Genomic DNA, 24,127 nt, shown 5'->3' on the forward strand with positions numbered 1-24,127 from the left:
TCTATAAACCTTGACAAGGGTAATTTATTGTTTTTTATTAATCTATTTTTTTGTCAATAGAATTATTATAAGCTTCATTTTGTTTTTGGTAAAACTCTTTCGACAGTTTATCATATTGTAATGATGAAATATATTGACCTTTAAAGGAACTATTAATTTTTTTAGTTGAATTATAATCAACTGAAATGGCTTTATATTCTATTCCTGATTTTTTATTTTTCTTACTATTCACAGATAATTCAACAATCAAACCTTTTAAACCTTGAACCATTTCAGGACCATTAGAAATAGAAGAATCCTTCCAATAATATGCTACATATTCAAAATCTTTATCCTCAGATATCGCTTTAAAAGCTTGTTTATTTAACACTTCTTTCGATTCATTCAATAAAGTCCAATTATAATTAGTTAAAGAATCTTTTATCAAATAATTTTTTCCTAAACTAAAATCAGGTTTTACATAAAAATAATTGCCCAAATCTTTATAAACAATATTTTCTTCATCACCATAAGAAACAGTATTTGACTGAATTTGAGAGTTATTTATTTTAGGAACAACTTTATATATAGATTTATTTTGAGATAAAATTAATGAATAAACAACTTTTTCTTTTAAACTATTAATTAAAGCATTTCTAAAATTATCTCCATTAACCGAACCTCCAGAATTTTTCATCATAGTTTCTACCATTTCATCAACATCTTCATTTCTTTTTATGTCATATAATACTTCGATTGTATTCGTCTGTGCAAAAAGTGAAATTGTCCCAAATAAAAATGTAAAGATTAGTTTTTTCATCATGTGTTATTTAAGATGAAGATAATCATAAATCTTTAAAAACTAGAGATTAAACATACAAATACCTAGCTGACTAGATTTTGAAACAAGCCTCCCTCCAATTTTACCTAGCTGACGACGTTAAGAACTAAGCCAGCTTGGTTCTATACTAAGCTGAACACGTCCTAGACCTTGAAAACTAGGTTATACAACCCCGAATTTGACGTTAGAAACGTCGTCAGCTTCGTGAGGAACGCCATTGTCTTGGTTGTGCAACCATGCTAGCTTGCTTAAGAACCAGGACAGTTTAATTAAAGACCACATCAGCTTACTTACGAACCTGAAAACTTTGTTTACAACATAAAAAAAGCCATTACAAACCGTAATGACTTTCTATTTTGATAATTTTAAACTCTTATTTTAGATGGATTTTTGATAAATATAATCATCCATAATGTATCCATTTCCGATGTCAAATGTTTTTGATTCCATATTCTTGAAACCATTTTTCTCATAAAAACGAATTGCCTTCGCATTGTGTTTATTCACTGTTAAATGAACAGCTTTTCCACCTTTTTCTCTCGCATAATCTACAACTCTATTCAACATCAATTGTCCAATTCCTTTGGTTTGATTAGATTCTTTCAAATAAATTTTGGATAAGAAAACAGTATTATTTTCATCTAATTTGTAATGTAAATAACCAGACGGTACATTATCAATTTTCAGGATTTCCCAAACATCTCCATTTGCAATTCCTTCGTTTACTTTGTCGTTATTATACATCATATCAATCATATAATTGATTTGATCTTGAGATAATAAATCTTTGTAACATTCGTTCCAAATCTCATTTGCCAAAGGTTGAACCAAATGAATATTTTTCTCATTAACCGTATGAAAATGTGGATAAACATCTAATTTTACTGGATTTATTTTTTGCTTAACTTCTAAATTTTGTAGAATTTCATCTTTACGTTTATCAATTTCGCCTTCTAACATTTGCAATGTCCATTTACGTTTTAATGAATTGTAATAAAACATTCCAATTCCAATGTATAAAAAGACTTGTACAGCAATTGACACATAATTTTCGGCTAAAAATTTATTCATTTTAAGGCTATTTTCCATCAAATTATCCATAGATGAACTATTAAAATTAACACCGATATCAATAATTCCTGAAGCAAACAATAAAACAAATACAAAAGAAAAAGCAATCTCACCCGCTATGTATAATCCTACTGCTGATAAAACCGTTTTTAATTTATCCTTTTTGAAAAATTTTGCTAAGAAATAGAACTGAAAACTAAATATGATGATTAGAAACACTGTTTATTATTTTTTATGTCTCACAAAAATACGAAAAATATGCCCGCAAACATTTATATTTGTATGAAACATATCAAAACAAAAAGTGATTTATTATGTATAGCGATAAATTTCAAAACTACTTACAAACGCAATTGAATGATTTAGAAGAACAAGGATTATTCAAAAAAGAACGCATCATTGCTTCTCCTCAAAGTGCAGAAATTACATTAGAAAATGGTAAAACATTACTTAATTTTTGTGCGAACAACTATTTAGGATTATCTGATAATAAAGACGTTATCTCAGCTTCTCAAAAAATGTTAGATGACCGCGGATACGGAATGTCTTCGGTTCGTTTTATTTGTGGTACGCAAGATGTACACAAACAATTAGAGAAAAAAATCGCTAATTTCTTAGGAATGGAAGATACGATTTTATATGCTGCTGCTTTTGACGCAAATGGTGGTGTTTTTGAGCCTTTGTTTACAGAAGAAGATGCTATTATTTCTGATGAATTAAACCACGCTTCTATTATTGATGGTGTTCGTTTATGTAAAGCTGCTCGTTATCGTTATAAAAACAATAATATGGCTGATTTAGAGGCTCAATTAATTGTAGCTTCAGAAAAAAATCATCGTTTCAAAATTATTGTAACAGACGGAGTTTTCTCTATGGATGGTATCGTTGCAGACTTAAAAGGTGTTTGTGATTTAGCTGATAAATACGATGCTTTGGTAATGGTTGATGATTCTCACGCAACTGGTTTTATTGGAAAAACTGGACGTGGAACACATGAGCACAACGAAGTAATGGGACGTGTAGACATCATTACATCTACTTTAGGAAAAGCTTTAGGTGGTGCAATGGGTGGATTTACTTCTGGTAAAAAAGAAGTAATCGAAATGTTACGTCAAAAATCTCGTCCATATTTATTCTCTAACTCTTTAGCTCCTGGAATTGTTGGTGCAGCTTTACAAGTGTTAGAAATGTTAGAAAAAGATACTTCTTTACGCGATAAAGTAATGTGGAATGCTGAATATTTCCGCAAAGAAATGGTTGCTGCTGGTTTTGATATTCCAGAAGGTGATGCTGCAATTGTACCTGTTATGCTGTACGATGCGAAATTATCTCAAGTTATGGCAGACAAATTATTAGATGAAGGTGTTTATGTAATCGGATTCTTTTTCCCTGTTGTTCCTCGCGACAAAGCACGTATTCGTGTACAATTATCAGCTGCACATACAAAAGAGCAATTAGATCATACAATTGCTGCTTTTACAAAAGTTGGTAAAGAATTAGGAGTGATTAAATAAGAATTTGTTTTTTCAATATTATATTAGCGACTAAATATTTTTAGTCGCTTTTTTTATATATTTAACTTATGCTTTTCAAAAATAAAACATATCAAATAACGACAAATCTTTCTGATCAAGAAGTTTTTAAAATACTGAATGATAATACAGAAGAAAAAAGAATTCGTTTTTCTAAAAGTAAATATGAATTTGAAGGGATAGTTTATAAAGATCATTTCAATTTGATGAAAACGATTAGCGGACGAAATAGTTTTAATCCTCAAATTATTGGTCATTTCAATACCAACGACAATAAAACCACTATTGTTTACAATTTAGAATTAAACTCTTTTGTTTCAATATTTTTCATTGTTTGGATAAGTATTGTGACTTTATTTTTTATAATCTCACTTTTTCAAATTATTACTAATGGAATTCATAATTTTTTACCTTTAATTTCTATTCCGATGTTATTTTTTGGATTCATATTATATTTTGTTGCTACAAAAATGTCTGAGGATAAAATCACTGAAACTTTTGAAAAATTATTTCAAGAAAAAGTTCAAGAAGTAAAATAATTCAACGCCACGAATTGTCTCTCAAAATCCTTACTTTTACAACAATTCAACGAAAGAAAATTTCAAAATGGCTCAATTCATAGAAAATGTTGTAAAAGATTTAGTCCAAAATCAAAAAAACTTTATCAACACCACTTTAGTTTTACCAGGAAAACGTCCAATGTTATTCTTCAAACAAGAATTTCAGCGTGAAGCGCAAAATATCATTCTTCCACAAATGAAAAGTATCGAAGAATTGATGAGCGAACTTTCTGGTTTAGAAATTATTTCTGGAATTAATCTATGGTTCAAAGCGTATCAAGCCTATAAAAAAATCGTTGACAAGCCTGATTCTTTCGAAGATTTTATCAAATGGGGACCAACTGTTTTGAAAGATTTCGATGATATCGATGCTTCTTTGCAACCTGCGCATAAAGTTTTAGACTATTTGATTTCGGTAGAACGAATTAGTCAATGGGGAGATGGAAAAATTGAGATTGGGAAAAATGAAATCATTCAAAATCACTTAACGTTTTGGGGAATTGTTTCAAAATTATATTTTCAATTACAACAAGATCTGTTGGATTCGAAAGAAGGTTATGCTGGGATGGTTTTTAGAATCGCAAGTGAAAAGGTTGAAGAGATTGTCGAAAACAGAACTTCACATTATGTTTTTGCTGGTTTTAATGCCTTGACAAAAGCAGAACAAGCACTAATTTTTCGATTAGAAAAGGAGAATTTAGCCACTTTATATTTTGATGCGGATAAATATTATTACGAAAATCCTAATCAAGAAGCGGGTTCTTTTCTAAGAAAATACAAAGAAAAAATAAAACCTATCAATTGGGTGGTTGATGAATTTTCGAGACCAAAAAATTTACAGACAATTGGTGTTGCAAAACAAGTTGGACAAGCAAAATATATTGCAGATTTAATTAGAAATCTCAACGAAGATGAGATAAAAAATACCGCGTTGATTTTGGCTGATGAATCTATTTTACCAGCAATTCTCAATTCGTTGCCCGAAAATATCACACATCTCAACATTTCGATGGGAATTCCGTTACGTTCTGTTCCGTTAGCGCAATTTTTCAAATCAATTTTTGAGTTGCAAATGAATCGGGAGAAGTTAGGAAAAGGAACCATGTTTTATTTCAAAAATGTCTTACAAATTCTTGAAAATAAAACATTATCTCTTTTTAGCACAGAAGAAAGTCGAAGATTAATCGGTGATATTCGTTTACAAAATAGAATATTTAATTCTCAAAATTCGATTCAAAATGCCTTAAGAGAATCAATCTTTAAATCTATTTTTCATATTCCAAAAAGTATCACTGAATTTATTCATCATCTAAAAAATTGGACAGACGAATTACTGCATCATCCTTCGATGAACGATTTGTTGACAAAAGAATATTTGTTCTTTTTCAAAAAAGTTTTCAATCAATTGCACGAAAATTTGTTGAGTGTTGATGATATCAAAGATTATAGAACCTTATTTTTATTATACAACAAAATCGTTTCTTCTGAGACAATTTCCTTTATTGGAGAACCTTTGAAAGGTTTACAATTGATGGGATTATTGGAAACTCGTTTATTGAATTTCGATAATATTATCATGACTTCTGTAAATGATGAAATTTTACCTTTGGGACGACAAAACAATACATTTATTCCGTACGACATTCGCAAACAAATGAAATTGAATACATTTACTGAAAATGATTCTATTTATGCTTATCACTTTTATCGTTTGATTCAGCGTGCGAAAAATGCTTATTTCGTGTATGATACCGAAGCTGATGGAATGGGTTCTGGAGAAAAATCTCGCTTTTTAGCTCAAATCAAATTTGAAAGTAATCACGAAGTAAAAGAAACTTTTGCTGCACCAAGTTTTATCACAAAACCTTTGAAAGAAATCATTGTTCCAAAAACTGACGAAACAATGGCAAAGCTTCAAAATTGGGCTGAATATGGAATTTCACCTTCTTCACTTTCGACCTATTTACGCAATCCGTTAGATTTTTATGAGCAACGTGTTTTTAATGTAAATGAAGTCGAAGAAGCCGAAGAAATTGTAAGCGCAAGAACATTAGGAAACATTGTACACGGCGCTTTGGAGGATTTGTATATGCCTTATATTGGACATATTTTGCATGAAAATGATTTCAAAAATATCGAAAAAATAAAAGATAAAACCTTACAAGAACATTTCAGCAAAGAATATAAAGATGGACATTTGGATAAAGGTCCAAATTATTTGATTTATAAAATTGCAGAACGAATTGTTGATGGAGTTCTTTCTAAAGATACGACTACTGCAAAAGAAAATGAATTTGTAATTCGAGCTTTGGAAAGCAAGCACGAAGTTGATTTTGCACTTACAAATGGCAAAATTGTAAAACTGAAAGGGGTAATTGACCGAATTGATTCTGTCAATAATCAAATCCGAATTATTGATTACAAAACTGGTTATGCGAAAGATATTTCGGTGAAAACCGAAGAAATAGAAACCGTTTACCAAAAAGAAGATAAAGCCAAACAATTGCAATTAATTTTCTACGCACATTTATTTTATGCAGACAAAGAGAACTTAACTAAAGACATTGAATTGTGTATTTATCCAATCAAATTTCCAAATAAAGAATTAATTAAACTTTCGGTTGATAAAAATACCACCATCGATTATTCGATTGTCGAAAATTCTACCGCGCCAATGTCAACATTAATCGAAGAGATTTTAAATCAAGAAATTCCGTTCAAACAGCCAGAATAGTACTCAATACACTATAAAGAAAACCCTTTGTAAACACTACATACAAAGGATTTTATATTTAATTTGGTGTATAAATCGATTTATATTCTTAATAATTTGCTAAAAAATAGTAGTTTTGGAAAAGTTTAAAATCGCATAATGAAAAACAATAAACTTTTTATAGCTATTATTATTGCCCTACTTATCGGGGTTGCGCTTGGAGGATATGTACATTATAATACCTCGCCAGAATTTATTAAATCATTTTCGACTAATATCAAACTTCTTGGTACAGTTTTCATTCGTCTTATTCAGATGATTATTGCGCCTTTAGTTTTCTCAACATTAGTAGTTGGGATCGCTAAAATGGGTGATATGAAAATGGTTGGACGCGTTGGTGGACGTGCAATGGGGTGGTTTATCACAGCGTCACTTACTTCTTTGGTAATTGGTGCTATTGTTATCAATGTAATGAAACCTGGAGAAGGATTGAACATTGAGATTGATTCAAGTTCTGCTCAAGATTTATTGAAAGGTCAAGCTTCGCTTACATTAGAGCATTTCATTACACATATGATTCCTAAATCTGTTTTTGAATCATTTGCAACAAATGAAATCTTACAAATCGTTGTTTTCTCTATTTTCTTTGGTGTCGCAATGGCAGCTTATGGAAAAGAAGGCGAAATGATTACGAAAGCGTTAGATAAAATTTCGCATATCGTTTTAATCATGGTTGGATATGTAATGTGGACTGCGCCATTAGGAGTTTTAGGAACTATTTCTGCTGCTATCGCTACGTACGGATTCGGAATATTTTTACTTTATGTTAAATATTTAATCGCCTTTGTAATTGGTATTTTACTTCTTTGGGCTGTTTTAATTTTGGTTGGATATTTCATCTTAGGAAAACGTGTAGTCGACTTATTAAAACATATCAAAGCACCTTTATTAATCGCTTTCTCTACAACTTCATCAGAAGCCGTTTTCCCAAAATTAGTTGAAGAATTAGAAAAATTTGGAGCGCAAAAGAAAATTATTTCGTTTACTTTACCGCTCGGATACTCCTTCAATTTAGATGGATCAATGATGTACATGACATTTGCATCGCTATTCATCGCACAAGTTTATGGAATTCACATGCCGATCGAGAAACAAATTTTGATGTTATTGGTCTTAATGCTTACTTCAAAAGGTGTTGCAGGTGTGCCAAGGGCTTCATTAATTGTAGTGGTTGCAACTTGTTCGATGTTTGGAATTCCGCCAGAAGGAATCGCATTGATTTTACCTATCGACCATTTCTGTGATATGGCTCGTTCGATGACGAATGTTCTTGGAAATGCTTTATCGACTGTTGCGGTTGATAAATGGGAAGGACACGTGGCAATTGAACAAACATATACGCACGATGATGATCATCACAAAGCTTAAATAAAAATTGCTTTTCAAAAATATAACAAGAAATGCGACCTTTATCGGGTCACATTTCTTGTTATAATCTCATTTCGTTAACTGATTACAATTCGTTATATTTCGGAAATTTAGGATGAACAATTCGTTTCCATTCCGGATGCTTTTTGATGTAGGCATACACATAAGGACAATACGGAAACAAAGGATTTTTATGTTCCTCCAAATAAACCAATGTTTTTTCTACCAAAGCAGCCGCAACACCTCTTCCTCCTAATTCTTCAGGAACTTCGGTATGAATCAATTTGATGATATCATCTTCTTGTTTATAATCTATAAAAGCGATGTATCCATCAACATTCAACTCAAAGCGTGAAGTTGATTCATTTTTTACAACCAGTAAAGGAATTAATTCTTCATTCATATTATTTCTTTTTTTATGACAATAATCCGATAAAAATCTGTTTTCAGAATTGATATACATCAAAAAAGCAACCAAAAATTTTGATTGCTTTTTCCTACTATTCTATGCTGATTTCAATTCTATTAACGTAATTTCTGGCCAAATCCCAACTCTTCCAGGATAAAAATGATAACCAAAACCACGATTTACATTGATAATTTTTCCTTCAAAATCATAAAATCCTGCCCATTGCGGATACACATATTGCGCAGGACTCCAACGCAAACCAATTTTCGGAACTTCAATTCCCAACTGCATTCCATGCGTATGTCCAGACAAAGTCAAGTCAAAATGTTTGGGATGATTCTTCAAAATTTCGTTCCAATGCGAAGGATCATGTGACATTACAATTTTAAAATCCTCTGCATTTACATAATTCGAAGCTACATCAATATCACCTAATTTCTTAAATCGTGTTCCCCAATTCTGAACGCCAATCAACGCAATTTTTTCACCACTCTTTGTAATAAATCGGTTTTCATTTAATAATAATTTCATTCCAATCTTAGGGAAAATCGCTTTGATTTTCTCAAAATTATCTTGCTTTTCTTCCTCCGTTTTCCAATCCGAATATTCACCATAATCATGATTTCCTAACACTGCAAAATTACCATGCGGCGCTTGTTTTATTTTCGAAAAAACATCGTACCATTTGTCCATTTCCCAATGAAAATTATTCACAATATCTCCCGTAAATAACAATATATCAAACTCTTGTTGATTGATTAAATCGACTGCATATTCTATCTTTTCTCGATTATCCAAACTTCCCGAATGAATATCTGTAATATGTAAAATCTTGAAACCGTCAAACGATTTTGGTAAACGTTGATAAGCCAATTTTTTCTTGATTACTTTGAAATTATATTTTCCAATTGTCATTCCATAAATCAAACTAAAAAAAGGTATTGAAGCCACTGTTAATCCAGAAATCATTACAAATTTTCGGCGAGAAGGTAAATAAGAATCTTCTTTTGTTGGATGATTTGTTGCACGATTAAATAGCCAACCAAATCCTCTAAAAATATCTTGAACAAGAAAAAATAAAAACATAATCAATCGCGGAAAACCAAACAACATAAACAGACCTGTTGCCCACATTGTCGTTTGCGTTTGACCGACATTACGATCAAAAAAGATTAAATTATATCCAAAATTACCCAAAACAAGTAACCACAAAAGCATATTTCCGAAAAGAATATACTTGTTTTGAATAAATTTTTTAAAGTTAAAATACAGGTAAATTTCAAGTACGATTGAAATAATTATTAGCGTGATAACACTATTGGTAAACATTGTTTTGATTGATTTTTAACAAAAATAAAACATTTCCACACATAAATAACTTTTCATCAAATTCTTAACAGAACATTATAAAATTTATAGATGATTCTACACAAAAATTTGCGTGATAAAAACGTAACTTTGTAGCATATTTTTAAGCATAAATTATGAAAAATAGACTACCTGTAACGGTACTTTCTGGATTTCTTGGAAGCGGAAAAACGACACTTCTTAATCATATATTACACAACAAAAAAGGACTAAAAGTAGCAGTTATCGTAAACGATATGGGCGCGGTAAATATTGATGCTCAAATGGTTTCTCGCGAAAATGATTTAATTCAAACGGATGAAAAATTGGTTGAATTGAGCAATGGTTGCGTTTGTTGTGAATTGCGCGAAGATTTGATTGTAGAAATCGAGAAGTTGGCTCGATCAGGGAAATATGATTATTTGGTTATCGAAAGTTCTGGTATTTCTGATCCAGGTCCTATTGCGCAATCATTGGATTTTGTTTCGCCAGATGGTAAAATTGATTTGCCAAAAGTTGCGCGTTTAGATACGTTGGTAACTGTAGTTGACGCTTATAATTTCTTCAAAAACTTAGGAACTGATGAAGATGTTTTTGATCGTGGTTTTACAGAAAATAGAGAAGATAATCGTCCGATTGTGAATCTTTTAATCGATCAAATTGAATTTTCAAATGTGATTATTCTAAATAAAATGGATTTGGTTGAAGAAGAAACGTTGATGAATATTGAAGCGTTTGTGACAAAATTAAATCCTTCTGCTAAAATAATTCCTGCAAGTTTTTCTCACGTTGAATTAACTGAAATTTTGAATACCAATTTATTTGATTTTGAGAAAATTCAGGATATGGATGCTTGGGTAAAATTATTAGAAGAGCAAGAAAAAGAGGAACATCACCATCATCATCACGACCATGATCACGAATGTGGCGAACATTGTACGCACGAACATCACGATCATTTGGAAGAAAAATATGGAATGACTTCTTTTGTTTACAGACAAAAAATTCCATTTCATGCAGAACGTTTTTTAACCTATTTGAATGATAATTTTCCTCCAACTATTTACCGTTCAAAAGGTTTATTTTGGTTAGCAAATCGTCCTGATGAAGCTATTTTCTTGAGTCAAGCTGGTGGTAGTATCCGAATTGATCCTGCGGGGGCTTGGTGGTGCTCGATGCCGTATGACGAAAGAATTCAGTTTGCAGCTTATCAATTCAATCAAAAAACAATTGACGCCAAATGGTCGAAAGAATGGGGAGATCGAATGATAGAACTTGTTTTTATTGGTCAAGGTTTGGACAAAGAAAAAGTTACACAAGAATTAAACTCTTGTTTGCTGAATGAGCAAGAAATTGCAGAATGGCAAGCAAAACATAATTAAAATAAAAGAGCCTTATTTCGAATTGAAATAAGGCTCTTCTCTATCATCCTTGTTCTGAAGATTTAAACAGATTATTGTATTTACCAAATTCACTTGTCCTTTCCTAAAGGCTCGGTTAATTACAAACAAGTATGTTTGTAATCAAATTTGGAACGAGTATTTATATTTTTTGCTTCTGATTAAATGAATAAATTAAGTAAAATAGAAATGGTAAAATAAATATCGAGCCGAGTAATAATGCCCAAGCTAACATATTTATTGTACTCATTGCGCCATAATCTGTCAATAAAGATAATGTTGAACCATCTTTGAATAATACCAAATTCGGAAAATGCGAATATGATGCTGCAAACAAAATCATCATCACAATTATTCCTGCATAAACTTTCAACAAAGAATCCTTCGCTTTATTTAAGGCTGAAAGTAATAATACAATCGAAATTGAAGCAATTGCAATTGCGATATAACCGTAAATTTCTGATGTTATCCAACTAAATAATGGAATGTTTTTCCAAAGTGAAACTGCAAATACCAATGCACCAGCAACAAAAATTAAAGCTGTATAAAGCTTCGCACGTTTTCTTAAAATCACTTTATCTTCTTCGTTTTTAACAGTTTGAATTGAATAAACCGAAGCCAAGAAAGCACAAATCACAACAGTAAAAATTCCAACTGAAAAATTAAACCAACTTAGCCACGAAAATATATATGCATCTTGAAACGAAAATGCATTATCATCAATACTTCCTGAAACGATAGATCCTGCAATTATTCCCAAAAACAAAGGCGTCACAACACTTGAATAGGTAAAAATGACATCGTACAGATTGTGCCATTTATCATTGATTGCATCATAATTTCTGAAAGTAAACGATGTTCCTCTTGCAATAATTCCCAATAACATGATTACTAACGGGATGTGCAAATAATTTGAGATTTCTGCATACATCTTAGGAAAACCAACAAATAAAATAACAATGACAATGATTAACCACATGTGATTTGCCTCCCAAATAGGTCCAATCGAATTGTACATAATCTTCTGCGTACGTTTTTTGTAACTCTTTTCAGAGAATAATTCGACAATTCCAGCACCGAAATCTGCTCCACCTAAAATTAAATATAAACAGATGGCAACCCACAAAAATGCTATTACTACGTAAATCATACTTAATGTTTTTCTGGTTTATAATTTGGATCTTCTGGATCGTAAAGCTTCGCAACCATTTGTATTTGTCGATTCATTAAGAACACTAAAATAATGGACAATGTAATGAATACAAACGTGAAAATGTAAAACGAATATTGTATTCCTGGCATTGGCGTGATGGAATCTACCGTTCGCATAATTCCGTAAATAATCCACGGTTGACGACCGACTTCTGTTACCGTCCAACCTGCTTCTAAAGCGATGTATCCGAAAGGTGTCGCAATCATAAACAATTTATAAAACCAGCGTTTTGTTCGCCAATCTTTCTTAAAAAATTGCGCAATCAAATAAATAACAGCTATTCCCATCATCAACATTCCGAATGTTATCATAATCTGAAAAGCATAATGTACAACTGCCACAGGCGGCCATTCATCTTTCGGAAATTCTTCTAGACCTTTTACAGGTGTTTTGAAATCTGAATGAACCAAGAAACTCAATACACCCGGAACTTTTATCGCGTATTTGATTTCTTCTTTCGATTCGTCCACTATTCCACCCAAAACAAACGGCGCGCTTTCTTCTGTTTTGAAATGCGCTTCCATCGCAGCCAATTTAATCGGTTGACGTTTTGCGACATCTTTCGCCGAAATATCACCACTCAAAGGTGCTAACATTGCTGCTGTGATCGCTAAAACAGAACTAATTTTGAATGCTTCTCGATGAAAATTTACATTCTTACCTTTCAAAATAAGATAAGCATGTAAACCCGCAACCGCAAATCCAGTCGCACAAAAAGCTGCAATAGTCATGTGCAACGCTTGTGAAAACCACGCATCGTTGAACATAGCTTTTACAGGATCTATGTTAAGATATTCGCCATTTACAAAATCGAAACCTGACGGAGAATTCATCCAAGCATTTGCTGCAACAACCAAAATTCCTGAAGCTAAACCGCTAATTCCTACAATTACACCACAAATCCAATGAAACCATTTGTTGAATTTGTCCCAACCATAAAGAAAAAAGCCTAAAGCAATAGCTTCAATAAAAAAAGCTGTTCCTTCTAACGAAAATGGCATTCCGAAAATTGGTCCAGCGTGTTCCATAAATTTAGGAAACAATAATCCTAACTCGAACGAAAGCATTGTACCAGAAACTGCTCCCGTAGCAAATAAAATCGCAACTCCCTTACTCCAAGCTTTGGTTAACCCTTTGTAAATTTCGTTTTTAGTTTTGAGGTATTTGTAGTGAGCAATTGCCATCATAAAAGGCATCACCATTCCAACACACGAAAAAACAATGTGAAAGGCAAGCGACATCGCCATCTGACTTCTGGCAGCAATAAAATCGTCCATAAGTAATTGTTTATAATTTGTTTTGTTGGTTAAAGTTACTAAATAAAAAGAGGCAATTCGATTTTGAATTGCCTCTTTTTTATATGATTTTGATTATAATAATCTATTTAGACGTAGCTGGTAATAACCATTTGAATTGTGGTCCATCTTCAGGAATCACAATACGTTGCGAAATTCTATCCATTCTATCTGGGAATTTCATGATATAATCTCTTGCTTTTTCAGCCTCTGCATTCAATCCAGAGATTTTATCCAATTGCCAAGCTTCAATTAATTTTCGCATAATATCGATGTAATCAAACGCTGTGTACACACCAATACGTTGCGCTGCATCTGAAAACGCATCAAACAAAGTACCTCTTTCTTCTCCAGAAGCTCTTAAGAAATGCGCTGGCATTACAATCTTAAGTTTGAACATATGTTGAACAGCTAACATCATTTCTGAAGGATCAGCTTCGAAAATACGACGAACGAACTCTGTGTAAGCTAAATGGTGACGCATTTCATCTCCTGCAATGATTTTACACATACGCGATAATTTTTTCGCTCCGTATTTTTTTGCAATTGCTGATACATTATTATGCGATACATAAGTTGCTAATTCTTGAAAACTTGTATAAACAAAGTTTTTGTAAGGATCGTGTGCTGTTCCAATGTCAAAACCGTCATTTATCAAATGCTGCGTTGTTACTTCAACCTCGCGCATATTGATACGTCCTGATAAATACAAAAATTTATTCAAAACATCACCGTGACGATTTTCTTCTCCTGTCCAATGGCGAATCCATTTTGCCCAACCATTTTCTAGGTAATTTCCTTCTTCATCTACCACACCGTCCATTTGCATCAACCAAGATTCGTAGGTTGGCAAAGCTTCTTCAGTAATGGTATCTCCAATCAATGTAATCCAGAAATCATCTGGCAAATCTTTCGAAAGCTCTTGTAATTCTTTGATTTCGTCAAAAAAAGAATCTGTTTGAGAATTCGGTAAAAAATCTGTTGGTTGCCAAATTTTATCGGCTGGAACTAAGAATTTGTCCATATAAGCATCAATATCTTTCTCAAGAAATTGCATTACTTCCAGGCGAACATTATTTATTGACATATAATTATTTTATGCGGTTATACTACTTTTTACAGTTTTTTCGGTAAGCTCGAATATTTCATCAAACTTATAGTCACTCACTTTTAAGGGTTTATGGTATTGTATCGTTACTTTCGCGCCCAAATACATCGGGAATTTACCCCACTTTTCTATTTCCCACGTATTATTTAGCGTAACGGGAACAACATAAGCGTCTTTAGCATATTTCGTCAAAACTTTCAATCCATTTTCTTTGAAAGCCTTTGGTACTCCATTTTTGCTTCTTGTACCTTCTGGAAAAATAATAGCTGAATAATTATTTTTCTGAATGTATTGCGCTAATTTTTTTATTTCCTCTATTGCTTGTTTTCCGTTCTTACGATCGATTAATGCAGAACCTCCATGCGTTAAATTGTACGATACACTGGGAATTCCTTTTCCCAATTCTATTTTCGAAATAAACTTAGGATGATAATCAGCCAAATCATATTCCAACGGAGAAATATCATACATACTTTGGTGATTACTCACAAAAATCAATGGTACATTTTGTTTCAAATTTTCTCTTCCTTTATAGGTATACGTTGTACCTAAAATTCTTGTCCAAAAAACCAAAAGACCATTCATCACTTTTACACTTTTGTGATGAGCAGCATACCCTCCCAAATTGTAGCACAACCATTGCACAACATGCATTACCAACAACGTTAATCCATAAAAAATATAAAAGATTATAGATAACGGATAACTTAAAACTTTCTTCAACATTAGAAATTTAGACAAATTTAATAAAAAATTATGCTAAGCATAATATATTTTTCTTGGCGATTTACTTTATTAATTTCAAAGTTAGCTTTTCTAGATGAGCTTCATCATAAAAAGTAATTTGATTTGATGATTTTACTTTAAAATATGCAGTTTTTTGCAAATTTTGAATCATATTTTGAGGAATTTCACAATCAGAATTCACTTGTTTTAAATGATTAAAAATTATTGCTTGATTTATTTTGGTATAATCAGCCGTAATTATTCCGCAAGCCGTTTTCATCACCATCTTTTTGGTTGCATCTTCAAAAATAATGTAATCTCCTCCATCATCAATATTCCATTTTCCTGATAAATCGCTAATTTCTGAAGTCACAGTTTTCGATTCAGTAACTGTTTTAGTTGGTAAACAACTTGTTAATCCTAAAAAGAAAAACAAAAGTATTGCTAGAATTGTATATTTCACGTGGTTTTATTTGTAACGAAGGTAGAAATATTTTGAATATTACGGATTGATTTTTTTAATATTCAATATTATTAAGAAATTTGTTGTCTAAATAAGAAACAATGGCAAACACAAAGAAAGGAGAAGTTTTCACCGATCAAAATAACATCAAAAAAGTAAAAATAGAACGAAAACCAAGTTTTCCTAAAGTCTATATTTTAACCGATGAGTGTCAATTCGTGGAAGATGGCTTATACGAATTAGATTTTTTTGAAACGCCAAGTGTTACTAATTTCAAGTCTGAATTGAATCCAACTATTCCTGCAATTAACTTTAAGCAGTTAAGTGAAAAAGGGAAAGAAAATTTAGTGCAAGTCTAAAAACTTCCTCCGAAATTAGCATGTTCAAATAGTTTTGAAATTCCAAAATAAGGAATAAAACTTAGAAGTAATACAAGATATAATATCCAGTTTTTATAGTTAAAAATAATGGATATTATTGAAAAAAGTGGACACAAAATAAAAGATAAAATTCCTGTAAATGCTATAAAATCAAACAAAAAATTTTGACTTCTAGCAATCTCAGTTCCATCAATACTATACATAATTATAAAACAGATAAAAAAGAATATTGTCAATCCTAAAAATACTCTTGAAATTTTGATTTTGGTAGGCTGATTCATACAATTTATTTAAAATAAAAATAAGTAAACATTACAGAAAGCATCTCACTGAAAATAGTGATTTACAATTGACTTAAAAATAAAACTATAATAAATCAGAAATAAACAAAAAACCCACACTGATAATTAGTGTGGGTTTTCTTTAGATTGTGATCCAGTCAGGATTCGAACCTGAGACCTACTGCTTAGAAGGCAGTTGCTCTATCCAGCTGAGCTACTGGACCAATCCAAAATTTTATTATTAAAATTCGTCGGGGTGGCAGGATTCGAACCTGCGACCTCCTGCTCCCAAAGCAGGCGCGATGACCGGGCTACGCTACACCCCGAATGGTGTTTTATTACAAGCTTTAAAAAAGCGGAGAGACAGGGACTCGAACCCTGGCATCGGTTTCCCGATGACAGATTAGCAATCTGCTCCATTACCGCTCTGGCACCTCTCCTAACTTTTAAAAATAAGACTGATTAGTCTCATAAAGCGGTTGCAAATATATATTGACTTTTATTGCAAAACAAGTCTTTTTTAATAAAAAATTAAATTATTTGGCTTAATTTTGGCTATTCAAAAGACTATTTAGAACTAAAAGAATGAATTTTAAAGGATTAGTATTTTCCGCAATTTCTTGTTTTTTTATTTTGGCTAGTTGTGCAACTAAAAAAGTTCCACCAAAAACAATTACAAAAGTAATTCGTGACACAGTCATTATTAATTCAAAAACAGATCAACCGGAAATGACTCGAGCTGCAAAACTCGACAAGTACAAGGTGACAACAGATTATTATCCATCTATTTCGCAAGATGAACGTGTACGATTTTTAGTGTTACACTACACAGCAATCAACACAGAGTTATCGTTAAAAGTATTGACTCAGAAAGATGTAAGTGCACATTATTTGGTAAATGATTATGATGACAAAACAATTAATCTTTTAGTTGACGAAACAAAACGTGCATGGCATGCAGGTGTTAGTAGTTGGAAAGGATTGGATAATATAAACTTTTCTTCTATTGGTATCGAAATCGTTAATCTTGGAAACAAAGGAACGGATGCTTATCCAAATTACACGCCTTATCCAGATTATCAAATCAAAAAAGTAGGTGAATTGACACAAGATATTGTAAAACGTTATAATATTTCTCCTTTTAATGTAATTGGGCATTCTGATGTTGCGCCAGGAAGAAAACCAGATCCGGGTCCACTTTTCCCTTGGAAAAAATTATATACAGATTACGGTGTTGGTGCTTGGTACGATGATACAGACAAGTATGTATTTATGCAACAATATCCTTGGGATACAACAAGTTCCGTTTTTATCACACAAGTGCAAACTGATCTTAAGAAATATGGGTACAACGTTCCTACAAATGGAATGATAGACGCGCAAACAAAAAATGCAATTGTGGCATTTCAGATGCATTTCCGTCCAGAAAAATACGATGGAGTTGTAGATGCTGAAACTTGGGCAATCTTGAAAGCATTAAACAAAAAATATAATCCGTAAATCAAAATTGATTTATAGTACGAAACTCCTACGTGTTAGGAGTTTTTTTATGGAATAAACTTTCGGTAAAATAATATGAATAAATAGCATAATTTTCATTAAAAATGGAATTGAGAGTTAAGAAAAATTGAAGTAATTTTATCCAAAATAATATAACATGGCTTTTAAAAGTTTGCGCCCAATTATTTGGACGAAAGATTTACAAAAAACAACAAAATTCTATAAAAAATTAGGATTTAAGATTGCTGATCAAAATGAAGATTGGATTTGGGCTTGCTTGCAAAAAGACGATGTAGAAATTATGTTGGCTTATCCAAATGAAGGAGCAGATTTTGAACGAGCAAATTTCACAGGCTCTTTTTATTTTGTTGTAGACAATGTAGACGAGTTGTGGAATCAAGTAAAAGATGATTGCGAAGTTGTGTATGAAATTGAGACCTTTGAATGGGATATGCGCGAATTTGCAATCTACGACAACAATGGTTATATCTTACAATTTGGACAAGAAATAGAAGTTACATTCGAAGATTAATTATGATCTCAAAACGATATTATAACATTATTTTAGCGATAATTATTCTTATTATTCCAGTTGTTTTTTACATGATTATTAATACTATGGTTAGTATAAAATATGAAACCGACGGAGTTGACACTTGTATTTCTACTATAACAGGAAAAAATCTTTGTTCGCAAATCGATCAATTAAAAGTTACTATTTACATTGACATGATTGTGATGATTTTCTGGTTAGCCCTAAGAAATTTGATCGTAAAAAAATAGCTTATGGATTATCATTTCGAAGAAAAATTTGAACAAATTAATTTCTCAGAAAATCAAAATATATCTGGTGAATACGAGAATTGTGAGTTTGCGAATTGTGATTTGAATGGATTAGATTTAAACGATATCAAATTTATTCAATGTCAATTTATCGAATGTAATTTGAGTAATTCAACTTTAGAAAATACAAGCTTTCAGCAAGTTGAATTTATTAATTGTAAAATGATTGGTTTTAATCTCGAAAATTCGAACAAATTTGGATTAAGTATTTCATTTGAAAATTGTACGTTAAACGACTCATCTTTTTATGAATTACCGTTAAAAAAGACAAAGTTTAGCAATTGTTCTTTACAAAATGTAGAATTTTCTTTTGCAGATCTTAGTCAAGCCTATTTTATGAACTGCAATTTGGCTCACTCCATTTTCTATCAGACCAATTTAAAACAAGCCAATTTCAAAACGGCTTATAACTTCACGATAAATCCGAATGATAATCAATTAAAAGGCGCGCAATTTTCCAAAGAGAATTGTATCGCATTGTTAGATTATCTTAGAATTACAATAAATTAAAAAAAGGTTTCGAATAAAATCGAAACCTTTTTTATGCTTTCTACTTATACTATTCTAATCAGAATAAATAATTTCAGATTATATTTTACTAAATCATAACATTTTAGAATAAATTACTTCTATATTTTATCAATTAGTCAATAATTATTTCTTGATTTAATAAATAATAAGATTATTATTGCATCTTTTTTTGATAAATTTTCTGAAATAAATCCAACTCAGATTATCAACTTAAAACTTTTCTTGACATTTTTTTAAGAAATTAAAAAAAATATTAGCGTATTATTTACACTAATAAAATAAAAAAGAAATTCTTTATCAAAAAAAGCATTATTATTATTCAATACATTATTTTAGATAAACTTAAGTCTATTAATTAAGTCAATACAAAATCACAAATAATGTACAGCTAACACCATTTATTAAAAAATGAAAAAAATTTTTGTCGCAATTGCTCTACTATCCATTTTTGGAGCCACGGAATTGAAGGCTCAATATGCTTCTGAATATGACGGCGGTTTGGTCGTTAAATTAAATCCAGAAGGAAGTAAATATGTCCGATTTATTCTTTGGGGACAAACTTGGTTTCAGGATTACGAAGGAAAACACGCCAATGATGGATTTTCTATCAAACGAGCGCGCGTTCTTGCTTATTCACAAATCAATGATCGATTTATGATTTTAACACATTTTGGTGCAAATGGAATCTATGATAATAATCTTTCTCCGATGGGAAAAAGTACAGATGTATCGTTTTTCTTGCATGAAATGTTTTTACAATATAAGGTAACAAACAATTTAGCAATTGGTGCTGGAGTTCACAATTTTGGTGGAATTTCTCGTGGAAATGGTCAAGGTTCTATCAATATGTTGACCTTAGATAATAACAGAGCTGACTGGTCAACACTTGGTTTGTCTGATCAATTTTCAAATCATTTGGGAATGTTTGCTAAAGGGCGAATTGGAAAACTAAATTATCGTTTAGCATTAAGTGATGCTATTACGAATACTTTGGACGGAAACTCTTCGACAGTTTTACAAAACGGACAAGAAAAATATTTGGGAAAAGCGATACTTGGAGAAGGTAAATATGCAGTTTCAGGTTATTTTGATTATCAATTCTTAGATCAAGAATCGAATGCTTTACCTTATCGCGTTGGAACCTATTTAGGAACTAAAAAAGTATTCAATATCGGAGCAGGATTTTTTAATCAAAGCAATGCGATTGTCAAAAAAGAAAATGATAATTTGATTGGAGAAAATGTAACTCATCTTGCTATTGATGCGTTCTACGATGCGCCAATCGGAAAATCATCTTCGATGACAGCTTATGCGAAATATCAAAATTCGGACATGGGCGAAAATTATGTACAAGGTAATGTTGTAGGAGATGGAAACCAATTTTCTGGACATGTTGGGTATTTACTACCTAAAAACCTCAAAGAAGGCGAAGGGAAATTCCGCAATAGAATTCAGCCGTATGTTGGGTATTCTTACAGAGATTTCAAAGGTTTAGTGAAACCTGCAAACGAATTAAAATTAGGTGGAAACTGGTACATTGATGGTCAGAATGCTAAAATTTCTGTAGAATATCAAAAATCTTTCGATCAACCAAAACACATGGACGATATGATAACAATACAAGCAATGATATTATTATAAAAAACACACAAGAATTAACACAAAAACACATTATTTATGAGCGAAACTGCTAACAAAAAAACAATCTGGAAAGTGATTGGTGCTTCCTCGATGGGAACGCTAATTGAATGGTATGACTTCTTTATTTTTGGAAGTTTAGCTGTTGTAATTTCTACTAAATTTTTCCCAGCTGACAATCCTACAGCTGCCTTTTTATCAACCTTAGCAACATTTGCTGCTGGATTTGTTGTACGTCCATTTGGTGCATTATTCTTTGGTCGATTAGGAGACATTATTGGTCGTAAATATACGTTTATGGCAACTTTAGTATTAATGGGAGGAGCAACTTTTTTGATCGGATGTATTCCATCTTACGAATCAATTGGATTTATCGCACCTTTATTAGTATTAATCTTACGTTTATTACAAGGTTTGGCACTTGGAGGCGAATATGGAGGTGCTGCAACATACGTAGCAGAACACGCACCAGACGGAGAAAGAGGATATTGGACTTCTTGGATACAAACCACTGCAACAGTTGGTTTATTTGTTTCGTTATTGGTTATTTTATTAACGAAAACATTATTATCAGAAGAGCAGTTTGACCTTTGGGGATGGCGAGTTCCATTTATCTTATCAATCTTAATGGTTTACGTTTCATATTTGATTCGTAAAAATATGGACGAATCGCCAGCTTTCAAAAAAGCAAAAGATGAAGGAACAACTTCTAAAAATCCTTTGAAAGAATCTTTCGGGAATCGTTACAATATGAAATTCGTTTTATTAGCACTTTTTGGAGCTGTGATGGGACAAGGAGTTGTGTGGTATACAGGTCAGTTTTACTCGATGAGTTACATGAAAACGGTGATGAATGTAGAATCTGATCAAGTAGATTCTTTGTTAGGAATTGCTTTATTATTTGGTACACCTTTCTTTGTGTTCTTTGGATGGCTGAGTGATAAAGTTGGTCGAAAATGGGTGATGTTAATCGGAATGATTGTCGCTGTATTCTCGTATCGACCAATTTACGAATCAATGTATCAAACAACAAATCTTGAAAATAAAGAAGTAATTGCAGCACAAACAATTGAAAAAGCTGAAATCAAAAATGTTGACGAAAAATCTGATTCTATTTATACAATTCAAAAATCATTTACAGATGGCACGACTTATAAACAAGTTACAACGCTTCATTTAGAAAATGGTCAAGCAAAAATTGTAGATGGAAAAGTAAGTGAAATTGTAAAAAAATCGACACATATTAATAGTGGTGATAAATGGAAATTAGTTGGATTAATTTGGATTCAAATTATTTTTATCACAATGGTTTATGGTCCAATTGCTGCGTTCTTAGTAGAAATGTTCCCTGTTAAAATTAGATATACATCGATGTCTTTGCCTTACCACGTAGGAAACGGAATTTTTGGAGGTCTTTTACCTGCTGTTTCTACTTATTTGGTAACAAATGCCAAAAACAACGGAGATCCACAGTTTTACTTAGAGGGTCTTTGGTATCCTATTGGAATTGCGGCTGTTTGTTTTATCATCGGAGCAATTTATATCAGTAATAAAGACAGAAATGTTAACTAAAAAACTAATTAGAAATGGAAACAATTAAAAAAATATTAGGAATCGTTTGGATCGCATTATCACTTGTTTTAGCCTACTTTTGTATCATGGAATTTGGTATTCCTAAATTATCATCAGGCTCTCAAGATGATTTAGTATTCGGAATTATTATTCTATTTGTCCTTACACCAATTATAGTTATTGGAATGGCACTTTTTGGATATTATGCTTTACTCGGCGAATATAGCGAAGAAAAAATGTAAAAAACTATACACGAAATCCTCAACACATGTTGAGGATTTTTTTATATAAATGTATTTTCAATAAACCTTTTTATTAAATCCATAAAAAACAAATCATAAAACGTTAATATCTTTTTAAGAATTTTAGCATAGTTTATGTCAATTAATTTTAAAATCAACAAAGGTACTCGAAGTTAAACTGAAATATAATTCAAATACAAAAGGCTTTGCAAATGCAAAGCTTTTCATTTATAATATAATTTCTAAAATTGTTTTATATCTGTTCTTTTTCCGTGATAGAAAAGTATTTTCCAGTGTTCTGTTTTCGCATCAACTTCCCAACGCAAACGATCTTCCATCGCTTTTACACCATCTACATCATTCTTGAAAGCAGCATGATATTTAAAATAATTTAATTGAGGTAGATTGTCAGCTCCATAAAATACAATTTCATCATTTTCTTTGATCCAAAAAACTTGTTGAAACGGAACGTGTCCTCCTGTTACTTCGAATTTGATATTATCCGTTATATTTCCACTATCATCATTCATCCATACAATATTTTTGAATGATTTCAACTTTTCTAAACGATCATAGTTATAAGAATTATTTGTTTGAACAACCGCATAATCATACTCGCGTTGTTGAATATAAATTTTTGCTTCAGGAAAGTTACATACAAACTGATCCCCTACCCAATTTCCAATTCCGTTGATATGATCTTTATGTAAATGCGAAATCAATACTTTCGTAATTTGATTTGGATTAATATTATATTCGCGTAATTTTTTTAGAATGATAGGTTCACAATCTACTTCAGTTCCGAAACCACAATCAATCAAAATATTTTCATCTCCAATTTGTATCAAAAATGGACGAACAATAAGATTATATCCGTCAGCGGGATTTTTAACATCAATATTATCACCTAAATAATGAAACTCTTTTTTTGCATCAACATGAAAAACACCTTCTAAAAGAGGAATAACTTTCATTTACTTTTATTTTTTACAAAGGTAATTCGTTTAGATTCTCTCTACAAAAAAAGGCTTCCAAAATAGGAAGCCTTAAAAATT

The 24,127-nt window shown here is 31.6% G+C and carries 23 protein-coding genes and 3 tRNA genes; 13 read left to right on the forward strand and 13 right to left on the reverse strand.

Annotation, left to right across the window (positions count from 1 at the left end; translation table 11 throughout):
- Nucleotides 1-37: 37 nt before the first annotated feature.
- Together N5D03_RS11025 and N5D03_RS11030 are read right to left on the reverse strand one after the other, a co-directional pair.
- Nucleotides 38-799: a GLPGLI family protein gene (locus tag N5D03_RS11025; protein ID WP_280051677.1), complete on the reverse strand. Its 762-nt coding sequence runs from the start codon at nt 797-799 to the stop codon at nt 38-40.
- Between the two features lie 399 nt (nt 800-1,198).
- Nucleotides 1,199-2,110 (reverse strand): GNAT family N-acetyltransferase, encoded by a 912-nt coding sequence (locus tag N5D03_RS11030; RefSeq protein WP_280051678.1) that lies wholly within the window; start codon nt 2,108-2,110, stop codon nt 1,199-1,201.
- 95 nt (nt 2,111-2,205) lie between these two features.
- Between N5D03_RS11030 and kbl the strand changes: the two genes are divergently transcribed.
- The 4 genes from kbl (at nt 2,206) to N5D03_RS11050 (ending at nt 8,124) form a co-directional block, all read left to right on the forward strand.
- Nucleotides 2,206-3,405, forward strand: a complete 1,200-nt coding sequence (kbl, locus tag N5D03_RS11035) for a glycine C-acetyltransferase (RefSeq protein ID WP_125350209.1) — start codon at nt 2,206-2,208, stop codon at nt 3,403-3,405.
- 68 nt (nt 3,406-3,473) lie between these two features.
- The gene (locus N5D03_RS11040; protein ID WP_221855776.1) at nt 3,474-3,962 is read left to right on the forward strand and encodes a hypothetical protein; all 489 of its coding nucleotides are present in this window, start codon (nt 3,474-3,476) and stop codon (nt 3,960-3,962) included.
- Nucleotides 3,963-4,029: 67 nt separating this feature from the next.
- The gene (locus N5D03_RS11045) at nt 4,030-6,717 is read left to right on the forward strand and encodes a PD-(D/E)XK nuclease family protein (RefSeq protein ID WP_280051679.1); all 2,688 of its coding nucleotides are present in this window, start codon (nt 4,030-4,032) and stop codon (nt 6,715-6,717) included.
- Nucleotides 6,718-6,855: 138 nt separating this feature from the next.
- Nucleotides 6,856-8,124 carry a dicarboxylate/amino acid:cation symporter gene (locus N5D03_RS11050; protein WP_280051680.1) on the forward strand — a complete coding sequence of 423 codons (1,269 nt, stop codon included), beginning with the start codon at nt 6,856-6,858 and terminating at the stop codon, nt 8,122-8,124.
- Nucleotides 8,125-8,209: 85 nt separating this feature from the next.
- Here the strand turns inward: N5D03_RS11050 and N5D03_RS11055 are convergent, their stop codons facing one another.
- Complete coding sequence (locus N5D03_RS11055; RefSeq protein ID WP_125350400.1) at nt 8,210-8,527, reverse strand: GNAT family N-acetyltransferase; 318 nt, start codon at nt 8,525-8,527, stop codon at nt 8,210-8,212.
- 102 nt (nt 8,528-8,629) lie between these two features.
- Nucleotides 8,630-9,751 carry a metallophosphoesterase gene (locus N5D03_RS11060; protein WP_311394751.1) on the reverse strand — a complete coding sequence of 374 codons (1,122 nt, stop codon included), beginning with the start codon at nt 9,749-9,751 and terminating at the stop codon, nt 8,630-8,632.
- A 266-nt stretch (nt 9,752-10,017) separates the two neighbouring features.
- Here N5D03_RS11060 and N5D03_RS11065 point away from each other — a divergent pair, with 266 nt between their 5' ends.
- Nucleotides 10,018-11,262 carry a GTP-binding protein gene (locus N5D03_RS11065; RefSeq protein ID WP_280051682.1) on the forward strand — a complete coding sequence of 415 codons (1,245 nt, stop codon included), beginning with the start codon at nt 10,018-10,020 and terminating at the stop codon, nt 11,260-11,262.
- A gap of 160 nt (nt 11,263-11,422) precedes the next feature.
- On the opposite strand, the gene N5D03_RS11070 is transcribed toward N5D03_RS11065, so the two are convergent.
- The 5 genes from N5D03_RS11070 to N5D03_RS11090 form a co-directional block, all read right to left on the reverse strand.
- A complete protein-coding gene (locus N5D03_RS11070) occupies nt 11,423-12,430 on the reverse strand; it encodes a cytochrome d ubiquinol oxidase subunit II (protein ID WP_114999965.1) in 1,008 nt (335 codons plus the stop codon).
- 2 nt (nt 12,431-12,432) lie between these two features.
- Entirely contained in the window at nt 12,433-13,770 is a 1,338-nt protein-coding gene (locus N5D03_RS11075; protein ID WP_280051684.1) for a cytochrome ubiquinol oxidase subunit I, read from the reverse strand.
- Between the two features lie 103 nt (nt 13,771-13,873).
- The gene (locus N5D03_RS11080) at nt 13,874-14,875 is read right to left on the reverse strand and encodes an acyl-ACP desaturase (RefSeq protein WP_280051685.1); all 1,002 of its coding nucleotides are present in this window, start codon (nt 14,873-14,875) and stop codon (nt 13,874-13,876) included.
- Between the two features lie 9 nt (nt 14,876-14,884).
- Nucleotides 14,885-15,619, reverse strand: a complete 735-nt coding sequence (locus tag N5D03_RS11085) for a lysophospholipid acyltransferase family protein (RefSeq protein ID WP_280051694.1) — start codon at nt 15,617-15,619, stop codon at nt 14,885-14,887.
- Between the two features lie 64 nt (nt 15,620-15,683).
- Nucleotides 15,684-16,085: a hypothetical protein gene (locus N5D03_RS11090; RefSeq protein ID WP_280051686.1), complete on the reverse strand. Its 402-nt coding sequence runs from the start codon at nt 16,083-16,085 to the stop codon at nt 15,684-15,686.
- 101 nt (nt 16,086-16,186) lie between these two features.
- On the opposite strand from N5D03_RS11090, the gene N5D03_RS11095 reads away from it, so the two are divergent.
- Complete coding sequence (locus N5D03_RS11095; RefSeq protein WP_135835117.1) at nt 16,187-16,444, forward strand: hypothetical protein; 258 nt, start codon at nt 16,187-16,189, stop codon at nt 16,442-16,444.
- A gap of 452 nt (nt 16,445-16,896) precedes the next feature.
- On the opposite strand, the gene N5D03_RS11100 is transcribed toward N5D03_RS11095, so the two are convergent.
- The 3 genes from N5D03_RS11100 to N5D03_RS11110 form a co-directional block, all read right to left on the reverse strand.
- Nucleotides 16,897-16,970, reverse strand: a tRNA-Arg gene (locus tag N5D03_RS11100).
- 27 nt (nt 16,971-16,997) lie between these two features.
- Nucleotides 16,998-17,072, reverse strand: a tRNA-Pro gene (locus N5D03_RS11105).
- Nucleotides 17,073-17,102: 30 nt separating this feature from the next.
- Nucleotides 17,103-17,186, reverse strand: a tRNA-Ser gene (locus N5D03_RS11110).
- A 145-nt stretch (nt 17,187-17,331) separates the two neighbouring features.
- Between N5D03_RS11110 and N5D03_RS11115 the strand changes: the two genes are divergently transcribed.
- The 7 genes from N5D03_RS11115 (at nt 17,332) to N5D03_RS11145 (ending at nt 23,072) form a co-directional block, all read left to right on the forward strand.
- Nucleotides 17,332-18,246, forward strand: a complete 915-nt coding sequence (locus N5D03_RS11115; RefSeq protein ID WP_280051687.1) for an N-acetylmuramoyl-L-alanine amidase — start codon at nt 17,332-17,334, stop codon at nt 18,244-18,246.
- 157 nt (nt 18,247-18,403) lie between these two features.
- A complete protein-coding gene (locus tag N5D03_RS11120; protein ID WP_038333665.1) occupies nt 18,404-18,778 on the forward strand; it encodes a VOC family protein in 375 nt (124 codons plus the stop codon).
- Nucleotides 18,779-18,780: 2 nt separating this feature from the next.
- Nucleotides 18,781-19,029: a hypothetical protein gene (locus tag N5D03_RS11125; protein ID WP_038333664.1), complete on the forward strand. Its 249-nt coding sequence runs from the start codon at nt 18,781-18,783 to the stop codon at nt 19,027-19,029.
- 3 nt (nt 19,030-19,032) lie between these two features.
- Nucleotides 19,033-19,599, forward strand: a complete 567-nt coding sequence (locus N5D03_RS11130) for a pentapeptide repeat-containing protein (RefSeq protein WP_280051688.1) — start codon at nt 19,033-19,035, stop codon at nt 19,597-19,599.
- Between the two features lie 429 nt (nt 19,600-20,028).
- Nucleotides 20,029-21,261, forward strand: a complete 1,233-nt coding sequence (locus N5D03_RS11135) for a hypothetical protein (protein ID WP_280051690.1) — start codon at nt 20,029-20,031, stop codon at nt 21,259-21,261.
- A 36-nt stretch (nt 21,262-21,297) separates the two neighbouring features.
- Complete coding sequence (locus tag N5D03_RS11140) at nt 21,298-22,830, forward strand: MFS transporter (protein ID WP_180906341.1); 1,533 nt, start codon at nt 21,298-21,300, stop codon at nt 22,828-22,830.
- A 14-nt stretch (nt 22,831-22,844) separates the two neighbouring features.
- Nucleotides 22,845-23,072, forward strand: a complete 228-nt coding sequence (locus tag N5D03_RS11145; protein ID WP_125350389.1) for a DUF6814 family protein — start codon at nt 22,845-22,847, stop codon at nt 23,070-23,072.
- A gap of 242 nt (nt 23,073-23,314) precedes the next feature.
- Here N5D03_RS11145 and N5D03_RS11150 read toward each other — a convergent pair whose 3' ends face one another.
- Nucleotides 23,315-24,046 (reverse strand): MBL fold metallo-hydrolase, encoded by a 732-nt coding sequence (locus N5D03_RS11150; RefSeq protein ID WP_038333657.1) that lies wholly within the window; start codon nt 24,044-24,046, stop codon nt 23,315-23,317.
- Between the last annotated feature and the right edge of the window lie 81 nt (nt 24,047-24,127).

Source organism: Empedobacter sp. GD03861, from assembly GCF_029840885.1.
Lineage (GTDB): Bacteria > Bacteroidota > Bacteroidia > Flavobacteriales > Weeksellaceae > Empedobacter > Empedobacter falsenii_B.

What these genes read in the sequence shown, in the direction of transcription:
- N5D03_RS11045 (WP_280051679.1), top strand. Translation starts at nt 4,030, where the DNA reads ATGGCTCAATTCATAGAAAATGTTGTAAAAGATTTAGTCCAAAATCAA.
- N5D03_RS11025 (WP_280051677.1), bottom strand. Translation starts at nt 799, where the DNA reads ATGAAAAAACTAATCTTTACATTTTTATTTGGGACAATTTCACTTTTT.
- N5D03_RS11115 (WP_280051687.1), top strand. Translation starts at nt 17,332, where the DNA reads ATGAATTTTAAAGGATTAGTATTTTCCGCAATTTCTTGTTTTTTTATT.
- N5D03_RS11150 (WP_038333657.1), bottom strand. Translation starts at nt 24,046, where the DNA reads ATGAAAGTTATTCCTCTTTTAGAAGGTGTTTTTCATGTTGATGCAAAA.
- N5D03_RS11055 (WP_125350400.1), bottom strand. Translation starts at nt 8,527, where the DNA reads ATGAATGAAGAATTAATTCCTTTACTGGTTGTAAAAAATGAATCAACT.
- N5D03_RS11125 (WP_038333664.1), top strand. Translation starts at nt 18,781, where the DNA reads ATGATCTCAAAACGATATTATAACATTATTTTAGCGATAATTATTCTT.
- N5D03_RS11040 (WP_221855776.1), top strand. Translation starts at nt 3,474, where the DNA reads ATGCTTTTCAAAAATAAAACATATCAAATAACGACAAATCTTTCTGAT.
- N5D03_RS11080 (WP_280051685.1), bottom strand. Translation starts at nt 14,875, where the DNA reads ATGTCAATAAATAATGTTCGCCTGGAAGTAATGCAATTTCTTGAGAAA.
- N5D03_RS11145 (WP_125350389.1), top strand. Translation starts at nt 22,845, where the DNA reads ATGGAAACAATTAAAAAAATATTAGGAATCGTTTGGATCGCATTATCA.
- N5D03_RS11065 (WP_280051682.1), top strand. Translation starts at nt 10,018, where the DNA reads ATGAAAAATAGACTACCTGTAACGGTACTTTCTGGATTTCTTGGAAGC.
- N5D03_RS11095 (WP_135835117.1), top strand. Translation starts at nt 16,187, where the DNA reads ATGGCAAACACAAAGAAAGGAGAAGTTTTCACCGATCAAAATAACATC.
- N5D03_RS11060 (WP_311394751.1), bottom strand. Translation starts at nt 9,751, where the DNA reads ATGCTTTTGTGGTTACTTGTTTTGGGTAATTTTGGATATAATTTAATC.
- N5D03_RS11070 (WP_114999965.1), bottom strand. Translation starts at nt 12,430, where the DNA reads ATGATTTACGTAGTAATAGCATTTTTGTGGGTTGCCATCTGTTTATAT.
- N5D03_RS11075 (WP_280051684.1), bottom strand. Translation starts at nt 13,770, where the DNA reads ATGGACGATTTTATTGCTGCCAGAAGTCAGATGGCGATGTCGCTTGCC.
- N5D03_RS11050 (WP_280051680.1), top strand. Translation starts at nt 6,856, where the DNA reads ATGAAAAACAATAAACTTTTTATAGCTATTATTATTGCCCTACTTATC.
- N5D03_RS11135 (WP_280051690.1), top strand. Translation starts at nt 20,029, where the DNA reads ATGAAAAAAATTTTTGTCGCAATTGCTCTACTATCCATTTTTGGAGCC.
- N5D03_RS11140 (WP_180906341.1), top strand. Translation starts at nt 21,298, where the DNA reads ATGAGCGAAACTGCTAACAAAAAAACAATCTGGAAAGTGATTGGTGCT.
- N5D03_RS11130 (WP_280051688.1), top strand. Translation starts at nt 19,033, where the DNA reads ATGGATTATCATTTCGAAGAAAAATTTGAACAAATTAATTTCTCAGAA.
- kbl (WP_125350209.1), top strand. Translation starts at nt 2,206, where the DNA reads ATGTATAGCGATAAATTTCAAAACTACTTACAAACGCAATTGAATGAT.
- N5D03_RS11120 (WP_038333665.1), top strand. Translation starts at nt 18,404, where the DNA reads ATGGCTTTTAAAAGTTTGCGCCCAATTATTTGGACGAAAGATTTACAA.